The sequence below is a fragment of the Agrobacterium sp. AGB01 genome (assembly GCF_014851585.1).
Classification (GTDB): domain Bacteria; phylum Pseudomonadota; class Alphaproteobacteria; order Rhizobiales; family Rhizobiaceae; genus Agrobacterium.
In genome coordinates this window covers 939075-955282 of sequence record NZ_JACVAB010000002.1, presented here as the reverse complement: position 1 = coordinate 955282, position 16208 = coordinate 939075, and the positions used below count along the sequence as shown (strand labels likewise).

At 55.4% G+C, this 16208-nt stretch carries 17 protein-coding genes; 8 read left to right on the top strand and 9 right to left on the bottom strand.

Annotation, left to right across the window (positions count from 1 at the left end):
- Positions 1 to 5 precede the first annotated feature (5 nt).
- Entirely contained in the window at positions 6 to 1628 is a 1623-nt protein-coding gene (gene ccoN / locus IB237_RS11260) for a cytochrome-c oxidase, cbb3-type subunit I (RefSeq protein ID WP_192488701.1), read from the bottom strand.
- A gap of 70 nt (positions 1629 to 1698) precedes the next feature.
- Between ccoN and IB237_RS11255 the strand changes: the two genes are divergently transcribed.
- Complete coding sequence (locus tag IB237_RS11255; protein WP_246787797.1) at positions 1699 to 2415, top strand: hemerythrin domain-containing protein; 717 nt, start codon at positions 1699 to 1701, stop codon at positions 2413 to 2415.
- Positions 2416 to 2459: 44 nt separating this feature from the next.
- On the opposite strand, the gene cobU is transcribed toward IB237_RS11255, so the two are convergent.
- Positions 2460 to 2981, bottom strand: a complete 522-nt coding sequence (gene cobU, locus IB237_RS11250; RefSeq protein ID WP_192488700.1) for a bifunctional adenosylcobinamide kinase/adenosylcobinamide-phosphate guanylyltransferase — start codon at positions 2979 to 2981, stop codon at positions 2460 to 2462.
- Between the two features lie 624 nt (positions 2982 to 3605).
- Between cobU and IB237_RS11245 the strand changes: the two genes are divergently transcribed.
- Positions 3606 to 4298, top strand: a complete 693-nt coding sequence (locus tag IB237_RS11245; RefSeq protein ID WP_192488699.1) for a DUF599 domain-containing protein — start codon at positions 3606 to 3608, stop codon at positions 4296 to 4298.
- Between the two features lie 63 nt (positions 4299 to 4361).
- Positions 4362 to 5333 carry a DUF1624 domain-containing protein gene (locus tag IB237_RS11240; RefSeq protein WP_192488698.1) on the top strand — a complete coding sequence of 324 codons (972 nt, stop codon included), beginning with the start codon at positions 4362 to 4364 and terminating at the stop codon, positions 5331 to 5333.
- A gap of 51 nt (positions 5334 to 5384) precedes the next feature.
- Here the strand turns inward: IB237_RS11240 and IB237_RS11235 are convergent, their stop codons facing one another.
- A complete protein-coding gene (locus IB237_RS11235) occupies positions 5385 to 5771 on the bottom strand; it encodes a MerR family DNA-binding transcriptional regulator (RefSeq protein ID WP_192488697.1) in 387 nt (128 codons plus the stop codon).
- Between the two features lie 183 nt (positions 5772 to 5954).
- A complete protein-coding gene (mgtE, locus tag IB237_RS11230) occupies positions 5955 to 7379 on the bottom strand; it encodes a magnesium transporter (protein ID WP_192488696.1) in 1425 nt (474 codons plus the stop codon).
- A gap of 401 nt (positions 7380 to 7780) precedes the next feature.
- Between mgtE and IB237_RS11225 the strand changes: the two genes are divergently transcribed.
- The 3 genes from IB237_RS11225 to IB237_RS11215 are packed head-to-tail and all read left to right on the top strand — an operon-like array spanning position 7781 to position 10984.
- Entirely contained in the window at positions 7781 to 10093 is a 2313-nt protein-coding gene (locus tag IB237_RS11225; RefSeq protein WP_192488695.1) for an FdhF/YdeP family oxidoreductase, read from the top strand.
- Positions 10093 to 10437, top strand: a complete 345-nt coding sequence (locus tag IB237_RS11220) for a hypothetical protein (protein WP_192488694.1) — start codon at positions 10093 to 10095, stop codon at positions 10435 to 10437. The genes IB237_RS11225 and IB237_RS11220 overlap by 1 nt, the downstream gene beginning before the upstream one ends.
- 40 nt (positions 10438 to 10477) lie before the next feature.
- Entirely contained in the window at positions 10478 to 10984 is a 507-nt protein-coding gene (locus IB237_RS11215; RefSeq protein WP_192488693.1) for a peptide deformylase, read from the top strand.
- A gap of 10 nt (positions 10985 to 10994) precedes the next feature.
- Here the strand turns inward: IB237_RS11215 and IB237_RS11210 are convergent, their stop codons facing one another.
- On the bottom strand, positions 10995 to 11420 hold the full coding sequence (locus IB237_RS11210) for an OsmC family protein (RefSeq protein ID WP_192488692.1): 426 nt from the start codon (positions 11418 to 11420) through the stop codon (positions 10995 to 10997).
- A gap of 126 nt (positions 11421 to 11546) precedes the next feature.
- Here IB237_RS11210 and IB237_RS11205 point away from each other — a divergent pair, with 126 nt between their 5' ends.
- Positions 11547 to 11714 carry a Thivi_2564 family membrane protein gene (locus tag IB237_RS11205; RefSeq protein ID WP_192488691.1) on the top strand — a complete coding sequence of 56 codons (168 nt, stop codon included), beginning with the start codon at positions 11547 to 11549 and terminating at the stop codon, positions 11712 to 11714.
- 72 nt (positions 11715 to 11786) lie between these two features.
- On the opposite strand, the gene IB237_RS11200 is transcribed toward IB237_RS11205, so the two are convergent.
- The 4 genes from IB237_RS11200 to IB237_RS11185 form a co-directional block, all read right to left on the bottom strand.
- Positions 11787 to 12425 carry a LysE family translocator gene (locus IB237_RS11200; protein ID WP_192488690.1) on the bottom strand — a complete coding sequence of 213 codons (639 nt, stop codon included), beginning with the start codon at positions 12423 to 12425 and terminating at the stop codon, positions 11787 to 11789.
- 63 nt (positions 12426 to 12488) lie between these two features.
- Positions 12489 to 13292 (bottom strand): glutamate racemase, encoded by an 804-nt coding sequence (gene murI, locus IB237_RS11195; protein ID WP_192488689.1) that lies wholly within the window; start codon positions 13290 to 13292, stop codon positions 12489 to 12491.
- Positions 13273 to 14118, bottom strand: a complete 846-nt coding sequence (locus IB237_RS11190) for an RNA methyltransferase (protein WP_192488688.1) — start codon at positions 14116 to 14118, stop codon at positions 13273 to 13275. The genes murI and IB237_RS11190 overlap by 20 nt, the downstream gene beginning before the upstream one ends.
- A 92-nt stretch (positions 14119 to 14210) precedes the next feature.
- Positions 14211 to 14744 (bottom strand): hypothetical protein, encoded by a 534-nt coding sequence (locus tag IB237_RS11185; RefSeq protein WP_192488687.1) that lies wholly within the window; start codon positions 14742 to 14744, stop codon positions 14211 to 14213.
- A 211-nt stretch (positions 14745 to 14955) separates the two neighbouring features.
- Between IB237_RS11185 and IB237_RS11180 the strand changes: the two genes are divergently transcribed.
- On the top strand, positions 14956 to 16170 hold the full coding sequence (locus IB237_RS11180; RefSeq protein ID WP_192488686.1) for an NADP-dependent isocitrate dehydrogenase: 1215 nt from the start codon (positions 14956 to 14958) through the stop codon (positions 16168 to 16170).
- Positions 16171 to 16208: the final 38 nt, after the last annotated feature.

Below are 16208 nucleotides of genomic sequence, written 5' to 3'. Positions count from 1 at the left end.
ACTCCTTACTCAGCCGGTTGCAGCGCAGGCGCGGCATCCTGGCGAACACCCTCTTGGCGCTGATGGCCGAGAATGGTTCTGGTAATGTTGTAGGCCATGATGATTGCACCGCTGAGGAACAGCAGACCGCCACCGGCACGCAGCAGATAGTAGGGGAACATGGCCGCTACAGATTCTGCGAACGAGTAAACCAGGAAGCCCTGCGCATCATATTCGCGCCACATCAGAGCCTGCTGGATACCGGCAACCCACATGGCAGCGGCGTAGACAACGATACCCAATGTGGCCAGCCAGAAGTGCCAGTTGACCAGTTGCAGGCTGTACAGACGATCGCGGTTCCACAGCTTTGGCACCATGTAATAAAGGGCACCGAAGGTGATCATGCCGTTCCAGCCAAGCGCGCCGGAGTGAACGTGACCAATGGTCCAGTCAGTATAGTGGCTGAGCGAGTTGACGGCCTTGATCGACATGACCGGACCTTCAAATGTTGCCATGCCGTAGAAGGCAACCGCCATAACCATCATGCGAACGACCGGATCGGTACGGATCTTGTCCCATGCGCCTGACAGCGTCATCAGACCGTTGATCATGCCACCCCACGAAGGCATCCACAGCATGACAGAGAACACCATGCCCAGTGTCTGCGCCCAGTCCGGTAGCGCCGTATAGTGCAGGTGGTGCGGACCAGCCCAGATATACATGAAGATCAGGGCCCAGAAGTGGATGATCGACAGGCGGTAGGAATAGACCGGACGGTTAACCTGCTTGGGAATGTAATAATACATCATGCCCAAGAAGCCGGCGGTCAGGAAAAAGCCCACGGCGTTATGGCCGTACCACCACTGCGTCAACGCATCCTGCACGCCCGAGAAGGCCGAGTAGCTTTTGACACCGAGGAACGACACGGGCACCGCCAGATTGTTGACGATATGCAACATGGCGATGGTGACAATGAAGCCGAGGTAGAACCAGTTGGCCACGTAAATGTGGGGTTCCTTGCGCTTCAGGATCGTGCCCAGAAACGCAATGAGATAACAGACCCAGACAATTGTCAGCCAGATATCGACGTACCATTCCGGCTCGGCATACTCTTTGCCCTGCGTAATGCCGAGAAGGTAGCCGGTGGCGGCCATGACGATGAACAGGTTGTAGCCCCAGAAAACGAACCAGCCGAGGTTACCGCCAAACAGGCGTGCACGCGATGTGCGCTGAACCACATGGAAAGACGTCGCGATAAGCGCGTTACCACCAAAGGCAAAGATAACCGCCGAGGTGTGCAGCGGGCGTACACGACCGAAATTGAACCATGGCTCAATATTCAGGTCGGGAAATGCCAGCTGAAGCGCAACGATCAGACCGACGAGGAAACCGACTACGCCCCAGAACACGGTGGCAATGACACCGTATTTGATGACTTCATCGAAATACTCCGACTGCTGACGCTGCTTGGCGGCGGCATCGATCGGCGCAAAGGATGTGCGTCGCAGCAACACGACCGCGCCGATGAGCAGCACGAAAAACAGCACCCACATATGGGATGCAAACTGATTATCATGGGCGAATGCCGCCCCTAGCAACGCAATAAAGGCTCCCAGAGCCACTATCACGAATTCCAAAGTGTAGTTCATTGTTGGTTTCCCCCAACGTCCTGGCTGATCCGACGCGGCCAGACATCTGCCCTGTGCAGAGTCGTGCGGCATGTCGCGTCATGTGGAGAAGTGCCATTCGCGGGCCAAACTTACCTTGATCCAAATCAAGGCGGACGCGGCAGACTGTGGGAGAAATAGAAACGAACTGGAAATAGCGGCATTTTCGCAACTGGATGCGTCCTTCGGGACATCATGCCGCACGACAGGCGTGGCAGCGCAGCCAGTCTTGCGCTTGAAGGGCAAGAACGAGGTCATGACCATGGCACAGAAAGGCAATCTTTCAGGGCGACCTGAACAGGAAACCATCACCCCGTTATCGCGGGCGGAAAAGGATTTCCCCAAACTGGACTGGCTGCGCCGGGCGCACACGGAACAGCTGGCACTGTGCCGGGAACTCGAGGAGATCGCAGATTCCCTGCCCTCCAACGTCAACCGGCAAAAATGCATCTATGCCGCCAAGGCGCTTGGACCCGTTATCCGCGGCGCCCACCATTATGAGGAAACCGTACTGTTTCCCTGGATCGAACACCGCACCGGTCAGCGGGCTCGTTCTGAAACGCTGGAACGTCTGCGCTTTGAGCATTTCGAGGATGAATGTTTTGCAGAGGAACTGACCGATGCCCTGCTGAAGGTCGGCTCGGGCAATCCGGTCAACATGGAAGCGGTCGGCTACATGCTGCGCGGTTTTTTTGAGGCAACGCGTCGACACATAGCCTTTGAAAGCGACTGTCTTCTCGAAGAACTGGAAAACGAGCAGACGCATTGAAGCAAAAACTTAAGTACCCGATTCAAAATATGAGGAACCAGCCCTTACCCCTTCATTTTAAGGGGTAATCCAGCCGCGATGAAATAAACTTCATTGGCAACTTCGGCCACATTCTGATGCAGACGGCCGGCATGGTCACGAAATTCACGCGCCATGCGATTGTCAGGCACGATGCCAAGCCCAACTTCATTGGACACAAACACCAGCTGCGCCTTTGCCACCGCAATGTGACGGCAAAGAGCCTCGAATTCGGCGGGCATATCCCTATTGTCCATCATCAGGTTTGTGACCCACAATGTCAGGCAATCAATGAGAATGATCCGTTTGGGATCATCGATCTTCTGCAGCAACCCTACCAGATCAACCGGCTCCTCATGGCTGGTCCAGACAGCGCCACGCCGGGATTGGTGCTCACGAATGCGCGCTCGCATTTCATCATCCCAGGCCCGCCCGGTCGCCACATAATGGGCGTCGAGGCCGCTTGCTAGAACCAGTTTTTCGGAGAAGGAAGATTTGCCGGAACGCGCACCACCCAGCACAAGAACCGTTCGATTTTGGTGCGTCATAAAAATCCGCTCTGCAATGTATGAAATTATGTCCGGACCCCAATGCGCGTAGGCGCAGGGCCATTGCATCAAGTCATGAAAAGGGACGATTCGTAGATAGGAGGCGTCCCCCGGTCGATCATGCTCAACACTCCGGTTTGTCTGCCTGCTGTCATTTCCCCGGTTTGCACCATTACAAACCGCAAGGAAACTGAAGGCCAGCAGCAAAAGGTCCGGACAACCAAAATCTAGGATCAGGCTGGGCGCGTGTCAATGATATCTGGGAGTAGATAAAAATCAAAAAGCGCGCGAGCCATCAAGCTTGCACGCCTCCTGAAAACACCTCAAACAGAGGCAACGGCGACCGGTACGCAATACCTTTTCCGGAGCCGGACTGACGGTCTCGCCGTCTGCACGACTACAATTAACCAGACATTCTTACCGGAGAGTTAGCAAGCGACTCACATTCGAAAAAACTTTGTCGTTTTTTGCAATTTTTATCGCGAACCATCTCACCGACGAAATAGAAACCGTTTTTTCAGTCCGTTGAGATAGATGATGTCAGCACATTGCCTGACGGACCGCATGCGGCCATTATCGCCCGGTCTGAAGCGGCACGGATTCGATTGGCGGTCTCACAACATCATGACAATTATCGACTATACGGCTTTTGTAATCTTCATCCTCTCCTGGAGCAGTTACGCCTGGCTGACATCAGGCAAGCCGCGTTTTGCGCGCCTCAGCCTCAATCAGGCCATGGCCGAGCGCCGCCGCAAATGGATCTACAATTCGCTGCGCCGTGACCTGAAAATGATCGACACGCAGATCATGGCCGGCCTGCAGAATGGCACCGCCTTTTTTGCCTCGACCTCGATCTTTGCGATTGGTGGCTGTTTTGCGCTTCTGGGCGCGACAGATCAGGTTGAATCCGTGTTCAAGGACATGCCCTTTGTGCATTATGCCGGACGCACGGCCTTTGAACTGAAGGTCATCGGACTGACGACCATCTTCGGTTATGCCTTTTTCAAATTTGGCTGGTCCTACCGCCTGTTCAACTATTGCACCATTCTGTTTGGCGCCATTCCGATGGTCGAGGACAGTCTGGGTGACCGGCGCGCAGCAGAACAGGCAGCCGAAAACGTCATCCGCATGAACATCATCGCCGCCAAGAACTTCAATGATGGTCTACGCACCATTTTCCTGTCGATCGGTTACCTCGGCTGGTTCATCGGTCCTTACGTGTTCATTGGCGGCACGCTCTTCATCATCGTGGTGCTGACGCGCCGTCAATTTTTCTCCGAAGCACGTCTGGCGATCATGGAAGATGAACAGCCTTGAAATTGCCTCACTTTGAAGGCGTTGCGATAATCTTTGCAGAATGACAAAATCAGGGATGAGAGAATGACCGAAGCGATCACCGGGACAACGCCACCAGCCCCGAAAGGCCGGATCGGCGCACTCGATACATTGCGCGGTATCGCCCTGATTGCCATGGCATCCTACCACTTCACGTGGGATCTGGAGCTGTTCGGTTATCTCGAGCCGGGCACCGCGACCCAAGGCCTCTGGAAGATCTATGCGCGCGGCATTGCCAGCAGCTTCCTGTTTCTGGCCGGTTTCAGCCTGTATCTTGCCCACTCCAAAGGCATAAACTGGCCGTCTTTCCGCAAACGCTTTGCCATGATCGCTGCTGCTGCCGTGGTAATCACCGTCGCAACGGCCATTGCGACGCCAGATGGCATGATCTTTTTCGGCATATTGCATAATATTGCCGCCGCGAGCCTTGTTGGCCTGCTGTTTTTGCGACTGCCTGTCGTCGTCACCCTTGCCGTTGCCGCGGCTGCACTTGCCGCACCGTTTTATCTGACGGCGGATATTTTCAGCACGCCATGGCTGCTATGGGTCGGTCTTTCGCCTGTCATGCCACGCTCCAATGACTATGTGCCGCTGCTGCCGTGGCTTGCGCCGTTTCTGCTCGGCCTCAGCGCTGCAAAAATCGCCCTGCCCGCTGGCTGGCTTGATCGTTTTCGCACCCCAAGCCATCCGCGCAATCCGCTGGCCCTTGCCGGCAAACACAGCCTTGCCTTTTACCTGATCCACCAGCCCATTCTGGTTGGTATTGTTTATCTCGCATCGCTAGTTGCACCGCCCCCACCGGTCGACACGGTAGAGCAATACAAGAACCTCTGCATGCGCTCATGCGTCAACAGCGAAAACGGCACTGAGATTTGTGAAAGCTTCTGTGGCTGCAAGCTGGAAAAGCTACAGGCCGAAGGTATCTTCGACAATATGATGGCCAACAAGGTCAACGAGCAGGAACAGGTAAAGATGGGCGACATCTCATTTATGTGCGCCCAGGAAGTACAGCAATAAAAAAGCCGCTGTGACAAACAGCGGCTTCACACTATCCGAATTTCGAAACGGTCAGGTGCCGACACCAATTTCCGCAAGGCGGGTCAGACAGGCTTCTTCGACATTGTCGAGTTCCGCCAGCGTCTCTTCAATGTCCTTGCGCTTCTGGCGAAGCTCATTGCGCTTCTCATCAACCTTTTTCATCAGCATCTCGAGTTGGCCGGACTCGCCCGGCGGCTCTTTGTAGACCTGAATGATCTCGCGAATTTCTGCGATGGTGAAGCCGATACGACGGCCTCTGAGAATTTCCTGAATAAGCCTGCGGTCGGCCATTCTGAACAATCTGGTGCGACCACGACGTTCAGGATGAATGAGCCCCTCGTCTTCGTAAAAACGCAGCGTTCTTGTCGAAACACCAAATTCCCGTGTAAGCTCTGTGATGCTATAATATTTATTCACGTGCCGATCCGCTTCATGTCAGGCAATTGAGTATATTGACCTTAACGTAAAAGTCAATTTTACAATTGATCCTCACCTAACATAGTCGCCATGTCTCGCCTTAAGCACTAGAATACCAGCCCTTGCAAAAACAAGGGCTTAAAACCTTTAATTGCGCGAATACCCCCCTGCACGCGACCGTCGCTAATGTATTCCGTACCACCAGGCGGCCAGCCCCAGAAACGAGAAGAAGCCGACAATATCCGTCACCGCGGTCACAAAGACCGCTGAAGACACCGCAGGGTCGGCGCCAAACCGGTCCAGCACGATCGGAATGAGGATTCCGGCAAGTGCCGCCGCAAACATGTTGATCATCATGGCTGCGGCCAGAATTCCACCGATTTGGATATCGTGGAACCAAAGGGCAGCCAACGTACCGATGGTACAGCCAAACAGCAGGCCATTGAGAATACCAACGCCCGCCTCACGACGGATAATACGTCTGGCATTGTGAATATCGAGGTTTTTGGTGGCAAGCGCCCGCACCGACACCGTCATTGTCTGCGAACCGGCATTACCGCCCATACCCGCCACGATCGGCATCAGAATGGCAAGCGCTACGATCTCTTCAATGGTCGCGTCAAACAGGCCGATGACGGATGCCGCCATGGAGGCGGTAAACAGGTTGACGGCAAGCCACGGCATACGTGAGCGGGACGTACTGGCAACGGAGTCAGACAGTTCTTCGTCACCGACACCACCAAGGCGCAGCAAGTCTTCTTCCGCCTCTTCCTGGATAACGTCAACCACGTCATCGATCGTCAGCACGCCGACCAGACGGCCGTTTTCATCCACCACGGCAGCGGATAGAAGGTCGTACTGCTCAAACAGCTGCGCCGCTTCTTCCTGGTCCATCTCCGCCGCAATCGGGTGGTTGGTTTCATGCATGATCGTTTCGACCTTCACCTGCCGCTTAGACCGCAGCAGCTTGTCGAGATCAAGCGCGCCAACCAGCTTGAAAGTCGGGTCGATCACGAAAATCTGGGTGAAGCTTTCGGGAAGTTCCTCTTCCTCGCGCATGTAATCAATCGTTTGCCCAACCGTCCAGAATGGCGGCACGGCCACGAACTCGGTCTGCATACGACGACCGGCGGAGCTTTCCGGATAATCCAGCGCACGGCGAAGCCTGACACGCTCGGTAAACGTCAGCTTGGCGAGAATTTCTTCGCGGTCCGCGTGGTCAAGGTCTTCCAGAATGTAGACCGCGTCATCCGAATCCAGTTCACCGATACCGGCAGCAATCTGCTCATTCGGCATCTGCTCGACGATATCCAGACGAATGGCCTCATCGACCTCCGTCAAGGCGGTCATGTCGAAGTCGTCACCCAGCAACCGAACAAGCGCATGGCGCTGTTCCGGCAGGATTGATTCGAGTAGATCGCCCAATTCGGACTCGTGCAGCCTTGCGACATTTTTACGCAGGAACAGCAGGTCACGATCGGCGATTGCTGCACCAACCATGGTCAAAAAGTCGGAGCGAATAGAACCGTCATCCGAATAAATGTCAGAGGCTTTATTGGAAGGTGTCACATCCAGAGGCTCGTGACGATCGTCGTCAACATCAGTCATTGGCGCCCCCTGTTTTACGTGAATGTCCCGAATTACGGGCTGGCTGGAGAATGGCTCTTAAAACCGCATTGTCAACGATCAGGCAAGATGGATGCCAAGGAAAATTTAATCGGAGAGACAATATCATACGGTCATAAACAACCGCTTTAAACAGATTCCTGCGACGAAATCGCGACGCCGATGACCAAGAGTTGAAAAACTCAGACTAAGATACAAGTTGACATATGGTACACAGGGGGGAATCTGGAGAATACAACAAGACATTGCTAATGAGGCAATGCGACCAGAAGGCGCAGGAATTGCGCTGAAGCATGTCGCGCAAAAGTGTTCAGCGGTTTTGCGATAACGACATGCGAAAAAACTAAGAGCTAAAGAATAATTGTTTGGGAAAGACCACGTTCATGGGCAAGATGGATTTCATCGGCAAGGCATCCTCCGCAGCTGGCGGCTGGGGCGCGTTGAAAAGTGTTGGCAAGAGACTGCTGGAATCCGGCGCACCAATATCCGGCGCCCGTACCCTTCTCAAAGCCAACCAGCCCGATGGCTTTGACTGTCCAGGCTGCGCCTGGGGTGACCCGGAGCACGGTTCCTCCTTCGAATTCTGCGAAAACGGCGTGAAGGCCGTGGCATGGGAAGCAACTGAAAAGCGCGTCCCGCCCGACTTTTTCGCCAAACACACCGTCACTGAACTGCGTGGCTGGAGCGACTACGATCTTGAGCTTCAAGGCCGCCTCACCAACCCGATGCGTTATGACCGCGCCACCGACAAATATGTTGCCGTGTCCTGGGACGAAGCCTTTGCCGAAATTGGCTCGGTGCTGAAAAGCCTTCCGGACGCCAACCGCGCCGAATTCTACACATCCGGTCGCGCCTCCAACGAGGCAGCTTTCCTGTATCAGCTGATGGTTCGTCTCTACGGCACCAACAATTTCCCTGACTGTTCCAACATGTGCCATGAGGCCAGTGGCGTTGGCCTGAAGGCTTCCGTCGGCGTTGGCAAGGGCACAGTTCTGCTGGAAGACTTCGAACATGCCGATGCGATTTTCTGCATTGGCCAGAACCCCGGTACCAACCACCCGCGCATGCTGGGTGACCTGCGCCGCGCGGCGCTACGAGGTGCCCGCATCGTTGTCTTCAACCCGATCCGCGAAAAGGGCCTTGAGCGCTTTACCGACCCGCAGGACAAGGTTGAGATGATCACCGGCGGCAGCGCCAAGATCGCCACCAACTATTACCAGCCACGCCAGGGCGGCGACATGGCTGCCGTTCGCGGCATGAGCAAGGTGATTTTTGCCGCCGATGACGCAGCACGCGCCGCTGGTCAGCCCGCCATTATCGATTACGACTTCATCGCTGTACACGCTGTCGAGTTTGACGCCTACCGTGCCGCCGTGGATGCAACTAGCTGGGATGCCATTCTCGACCAGTCTGGCCTGACCCGCGAGCAGATCGAAGAAGCCGCAAACATCTATATGACGTCGAATGCCGTTATCGCCACCTGGGCGATGGGCATTACTCAGCACAAACATTCTGTCATCACCATCCGCGAAATTACCAACTTCATGCTGCTGCGCGGCAATATCGGTCGTCCCGGTGCGGGCCTTTGCCCGGTGCGCGGACACTCCAACGTGCAGGGCGACCGCACAGTTGGTATCGACGAAAAGGCACCACCTGCGCTGCTCGACGCGCTTGAGAAGGAACTGGGCGTGCCAATGCCGCGCAATCGTGGCCACAACACGGTTGAAGCCATTAGCGCCATGTTGGACGGCACTGCCGAAACCTTCATCGCGCTGGGCGGCAACTTCCTGCGCGCCACACCGGACAGCCCGCTGATCATCAAGGCGTTTGAAAAGCAACGGCTGACGGTCAACATCGCCACCAAGCTCAACCATTCGCATCTGGTGCCGGGTCAGGTCTCCTACGTTCTGCCGTGCCTTGGCCGCACGGAAATCGACCGCAACTCCAAGGGCGTCTCACAGATCATCACCGTGGAAGATTCCATGAGTATGGTTCACGGCTCCGGCGGCATCAACACACCAGCCTCGCCAGAGTTGAAGTCGGAAATTGCAATCGTTGCCGGCATTGCCGAAGCGACGCTTGGCAACGCCCATGTCAACTGGCGCGCCATGGCCGAAGATTACGACCTGATCCGTGACATGATCGAGCGTGTTCTGCCGGGCTTTGAGAACTACAATGAGCGCGTGCGCGTGCCGCGTGGTTTCCACCTGCGCAACGCCGCAGCAGAGCGCGAGTGGAACACACCAGCCAAGAAGGCAACCTTCTTTACCGGCGAATTGCCGGCAAAGACCGAGCACCAGCAGGCGCTTGGCGAAGAAGGCATCTTCGTGCTGCAGACATTCCGCAGCCATGACCAGTACAACACCACCATCTACGGCATGGATGACCGTTACCGTGGCGTTTACGGTGAACGCCAGGTCGTGTTCATGAACCCGAAGGACATGGAGAAGCTGGGCGCGAAGGCCAAGCAGCGCGTTGATGTTGTCGGTGAATATGGCGATGGCATTGAGCGAATTGCCGAAAACTTCCGCCTTGTGCCTTACAACATTCCAGAAGGCAGCATTGCCGGTTATTACCCGGAACTGAACGTGCTTGTGCCACTGCACAGCTACGGCGAAGGCAGCTTCACCCCAACCTCCAAGTCGGTGCTGGTGTCGGTTCGTCTGCGCATCGAGGCTGATACCGAGGCTGCATAATGTCTGAACATACTTCTGCCGAACGCTTCATGGCGATGGTGGAAAAGATCGTGGAAACGGCCCCGGATGGTTTGGACACCACCGGGGCCGCACTTCTGTGCGCTATTCACGTTGGGATCGGTTCCGACAGCCGCAGCCTGTCGAAAAAGCTCGGCATTGCCCATGCGCTGGTGTTGCGGGAAATCACCGCCATGTCTGGCCGCTTCCTTGCCGTGACAAAACGTGATGACCGCACACAAAGAACCTTTGTGGAATTATCAGCTGTTGGTAAGGAACTGACTGTGGTCGCCTATGCCACCTCTGGAACCTCGCATGACATCGCAAACATGACACCGCAAGCCTGACGCCTTCTGGGTTTCATCAGGCGCAAAACCGGAGCATACAGTGGCAATCAGGCCCATTCTGACCTACCCGCATGCCGGGCTTTCTACACCTTGCCAGCCGGTGACGGTGTTTGACGATGCGGTAAAAACGCTATGCGTCGACTTGCTCGACACCATGCGCGCCGCACCCGGCGTTGGCATAACGGCTGCCCATATCGGTGTATTTCAGCGGGTGTTCGTGCTGGAACTGTCGCCACAGGACGGCGTCAGAAATTACATCAACCCGGAAATCCTGTCGCAGTCCGCTCACACCATGCGCCACACCGAAGGCAGTGTCTCCATGCCCGGCTATACGGAGGAAGTGGAACGGCCAGCGGCCGTGCGCGTACGTTGTCAGGATATCACCGGGGCATTTCACGAAGAGGACGCAGAGGGATTTCATGCCATCTGCATCCAGCATGAAATCGATCAGCTTGATGGTATTTTCTGGCTGCAGAAACTGTCGCGCCTCAAGAGAGACCGTCTTGTGCGCAAGTGGCAAAAGGCCGCTCACGCACCAAAATCATAAGCAGAGACGATTATGCTTTAACTGTCAGGTCAAAGGACACAGCATCACGCAGCGTGTTGCTGACGGTGCAGATATCTTCCGCCATATGGCCGATGGCCTGACGCTCTTCGTCATTAAAATTACCTTTTATATCAAGCGCGATATGGAAGGTCTCGATGCGGGACGGTTCCGTCTTCGCCTTCTCGCCGGTTACTTCAGCCGTCACGTTCTCAAACCTGTCGAGGATGCCGAGCTTGCTGGCTGCGATGCGCGCGCTCAGCACCATGCAGGCCGCCAGCGATGAATAAAGCAGATCAATCGGATTGAAGCCCGGATCGGAAGCGCTGGTGGTGACGCCAAGCGTGCCGCCGGTTGGCGTTGTCAGGTCCGGCTGGCCCATTCTTGCCAGAACGGCCGTTGCGCCCGTGGGCCTTGTTTTCACTTTTACCTGGGTCATGTGTTGTCTCCGCCGGCCGATAGGATTTTTTTCAATTGTATTGTCCGCAATGGAACCAATGTGGTGATGAACGCATTTGATACGCAACGGTCAAGAACCGTTGGAAAATTAAAGGAGCTGGGACCAATGGTTACATCCACCCTCATCAGCATTTTGATCACGTTTCTTGTTATCGTGCTGATTCTATGGCTGGTCGCTCGCTTGCCAATTGCTGGCAGCGCGAAGCAGATCGTCCAGGTTATCGTCATCATTATCGGTATTATTTCTCTTCTGAAATATCTCGCCGTATTCTGATCGATCGCGACAGGAAACAAAAAGAACAGGCGGCAATAACACCGCCTGTTCTTTTTTTATTTAAACCGAATTTCAGATATTTGCCGCCCGCTTCCAACCCAGCGTCAGCAAGCCGGCGCCAATCAGCAGGCTTCCGCCTGTTCTATTGACCACCCTCTGCACCGATGGTTTGCGAATGGTGTTGCGCGCAGCAGAGGCCAGCAGCCCGTAGAGTGCCGCATTGATGATGGCGAGCACCAGGAACGTCGTTTCAAAGATCACCATTTGCGGCAGCCATGGCAGCGTCGGCACCAGAAACTGCGGCAGAAACGCCACGAAAAACACGATGCTTTTCGGGTTCAGCGCCGTGACGATATAGGTGTGCAGAAAGATCCGCATAGGCCTTTCCCGACCCGTCACATCGCCCTGTGAGGCATCGCCACCGATAACAGGCGCACGCCACAGCTTGATCCCAAGATAGATAAGATAAGCGGCCCCGATCCATTTCAGCACCGTAAACAGTGCTGCAGACGTGGCCAACAAGGCACCAAGCCCCAGCATCGAGGCGGTCATCGCCGTAAAATCACCCAGCGCCACACCGGCAACCGTTGCCGTACCTGCCTTGCGGCCATGGCCAAGCGCATAGGAAATGACGAGAAGAATGGTTGGCCCGGGAATGGCCAGCATGACAATTGACGCAGCAGCAAACGCAATCCAGTTTTCAAACGGCATGGCAAATCCTCGCTCCAGAGAAACGCCACCAAGCCACCATTTTAACTGAAGTTCAAGCGCCGTTTATTGGGCGCGCAGACCAAAGCCCTGCATCAGGCGGCGCGTGGCAAAGTCCGGATTGCCCGAGGTAAATATCGCCACATCAAAACCATCTGGATGTTCGGCCCCCTGAACCAGCGGCACCAGATGGCGTGCCCGCCGTGCAATGGCTTCTGCCGGGTCCAGCCAGTCGACTGGCCACGGTGCTAAGCGACGAAACAGATTAGACATGAATGGGTAATGGGTGCAGGCCAGCACGACGATATCGGTCTTGCGCTCCTCCTGCTCGACAAAACACGGTTCGATCTCAGCCATCACCGCCTCATCCGATACCGGCTCACCCCGGATCCAGTTTTCCGCCATGCGGGCCAGATTTTCAGAACCGACCAGCCGCACATGGCACTGGGTGGCAAAGGACTGGATGAGGTCACGCGTATAGGCACGTTTGACCGTGCCGGGCGTGGCAAGCACCGATACGAGACCGGAGCGTGTGCGCTCTGCTGCTGGCTTGATTGCCGGCACTGTACCGACAAAGGTCATGGCAGGAAATGCTTCACGCAGTGCTGCACCGGCCAGCGTAAAAGCGGTGTTGCAGGCAATGACGCAGACCTCGGGATCGTGCTCGACAAGCAACCGGGCAAACAACGCCAGAATGCGCTCTTTCAGCGCCTCTTCTTCCCAGCCGCCATAGGGAAAACCGGCATCGTCGGCAATATAGATGAACTCGCGCTCCGGCATCAGAACGCGAACTTCGCGCAAAACTGTCAGGCCACCAATTCCGGAATCAAAAACCAGAATTGGCTTCAGCTCATGCGTCTGTGCTGTCATCTTCCGAAACGCCCTTGCCGCCGGCATTGTTGTTGGGAGGCTGATAAAAAGCTCCACGCGGCGAGTTGCGCGTGTAACGGTCAAAGGTACCGAACACGCCACGCAGAACACTGATCTCCTGCGAGGTCAGCGCCCGTCTGGACAAAACGGCACGAAGATTTTCAGTCATGCGCTGCCTTTTACCTTCGGGGCGGAAATATCCGCGGGCATCCAGCGCTTCTTCCACCTGTTCATAAAGGCCATGCAGCTCTTCTTTTGTCGCCGGCCGCTGCTCGATCGGTTGGAAAAGCGTCGAAGACACGTCTTCCATACCAGACTTCATCCACTCATAGGACATCAGCAGCACCGCTTGCGCGATGTTCAGCGATGCAAAGGCTGGATTGACCGGGAATGTGACGATCTCGTCGGCAAGCGCCACTTCTTCATTGGTCAGGCCCCAGCGCTCGCGACCAAACAGAATGCCGGTTTTTTCGCCACCGACAAATTTGCCACGCAGCGTCGCCACGGCATCAACAGGTGCGCGCACCGGCTTGAAGCCGTAACGTTCACGGGCCGTGGTGGCATAAACGAAATTCAGGTCGGCAATCGCTTCTTCCAGCGTCGCAAACACCCGCGTGCTGTCAATTACATGGTCTGCCTTGGAGGCCGCAGCGCGTGCCTTCTCGCTTGGCCAGCCATCACGCGGGTTGACCAGACGCAGTTCCGCCAGGCCAAAATTGGCCATGGCACGGGCAACCATGCCGATGTTTTCGCCCAGTTGCGGTTCAACGAGGATGATTGCCGGGCCTTCTGCCACAAGTTCCAGCTCGCTATTGGTACCAGCCATATTCTTCTTCCAGATTACACGGGCGCTTCACTGGCACAAAATGCAGCGCAAATCAAAGTGTGCAGCGGAAAAAGGCCAATTGAAGACCGGCACTATTCACCCTTGATGATGCCATCCATCTCGACAACCAGCGAATCCGTGCCGTCGTCGCCAACTCGGTGAATGTCATCGATGACAGGCTTGCCGTTTTCTTCGATCACATCGAAATGAACTTCGTTGACCATGTTCTTCATGTCGTTTTCGTCCATGCAGGACCACAGCTTGAAACTGACCTTTACGTCATTGACGCCGCCATCCTTTGGCTGAGCCGGTGCGATCGCCAGTTCCTGTATTGGACAGCCATCCTGTGAACTGGTCACAACGTCGTAGCCAAAGGGGTCGCCCGGCTCGTTGTTTTCGGTGTCATAGGCCGGCTTCTTTGCTGCCTGATGGTAGGTTTCGACAAATTTCTTGCTGAACAGGCTGTTCAGCATGTCCTCGTCAAAAATGTATTTCCACTCCTCCTGCTCGCCGGACCAGTTCTTGACGGTGATATCCATCACCTGACGCACGGGTGCCGTCGCATCTGCTGCGAATGCGCAGTTGGAGGCCAGAAAAACGAGGGTGGCTGTGAAAAAAGTACGCATGAAGATGTCCGGTCGCAAATCGACAATGGAAGGAATGATTCGCCAGACTGTATTCCCATCCTGCCATTTGTCACCCACCCAACTTCATTTGGGCAGCCATGCAGAAAAACATGCTCCAAGCCTTTGCGGACGGCGCATGCGATGCTATAGCCGCACCGGATATTTTTCCGATACCGCGGACTTGTTCCGCCTCATTCATGGCGAGGAATTCATGGCAAAGATCAAGGTTGCAAATCCGGTTGTCGATCTCGACGGCGACGAAATGACCCGTATCATCTGGCAGCTTATCAAGGACAAGTTGATCCTGCCTTACCTCGATCTCGACATCGAATATTATGACCTCTCGGTCGAAAACCGTGACGCTACCAATGACCAGGTGACTGTTGATGCGGCTCACGCCATCAAGAAGCACGGCGTTGGCATCAAATGCGCAACCATTACACCAGATGAAGCCCGCGTTGAGGAATTTAGCCTCAAGCAGATGTGGAAGAGCCCGAACGGCACCATCCGCAACATTCTCGGCGGCGTTATCTTCCGCGAGCCAATCATCTGCAAAAACGTTCCACGTCTGGTTCCAGGCTGGACGAAGCCAATCGTTGTTGGCCGTCACGCATTCGGCGACCAGTACAAGGCAACCGACTTCAAATTCCCTGGCAAGGGCAAGCTGACGATCAAGTTCGTTGGTGAAGACGGCCAGGTTATCGAAAAAGACGTATTCGACGCACCAGGCGCCGGCGTTGCTCTGGCCATGTACAACCTGGATGAGTCGATCCGCGAGTTCGCACGCGCATCCATGAACTACGGCCTGATGCGCAAGTGGCCAGTTTATCTGTCCACCAAGAACACCATCCTCAAGGCTTATGACGGTCGCTTCAAGGACATCTTTGAAGAAGTTTACCAGGCCGAGTTCAAGGCGAAGTTCGACGAAGTCGGCATCATCTATGAACACCGCCTGATCGACGACATGGTTGCTTCCGCTCTGAAGTGGTCCGGCGGCTACGTTTGGGCATGCAAGAACTACGACGGCGACGTACAGTCCGACACCGTTGCACAGGGCTTCGGTTCGCTCGGCCTGATGACCTCCGTTCTGCTGTCGCCAGATGGCCGCACGGTTGAAGCTGAAGCTGCACACGGTACGGTTACCCGCCACTACCGCCAGCACCAGAAGGGCCAGGAAACCTCCACGAACTCGATCGCTTCGATCTTCGCATGGACACGTGGCCTCGCACACCGCGCCAAGCTGGACGACAATGCCGATCTGGCAAAGTTCGCTGCCACGCTGGAAACCGTTTGCGTTGACACCGTTGAAGCCGGCTTCATGACCAAGGACCTGGCACTGCTGATCGGTCCTGATCAGCCATGGCTGTCCACCACTGCCTTCCTCGATAAGATCGACGAAAACCTTCAGAAGGCTATGGCTGCCTGAGACAGCCAAACCTGAAGAGAACTTCGAGAACCCGGCTT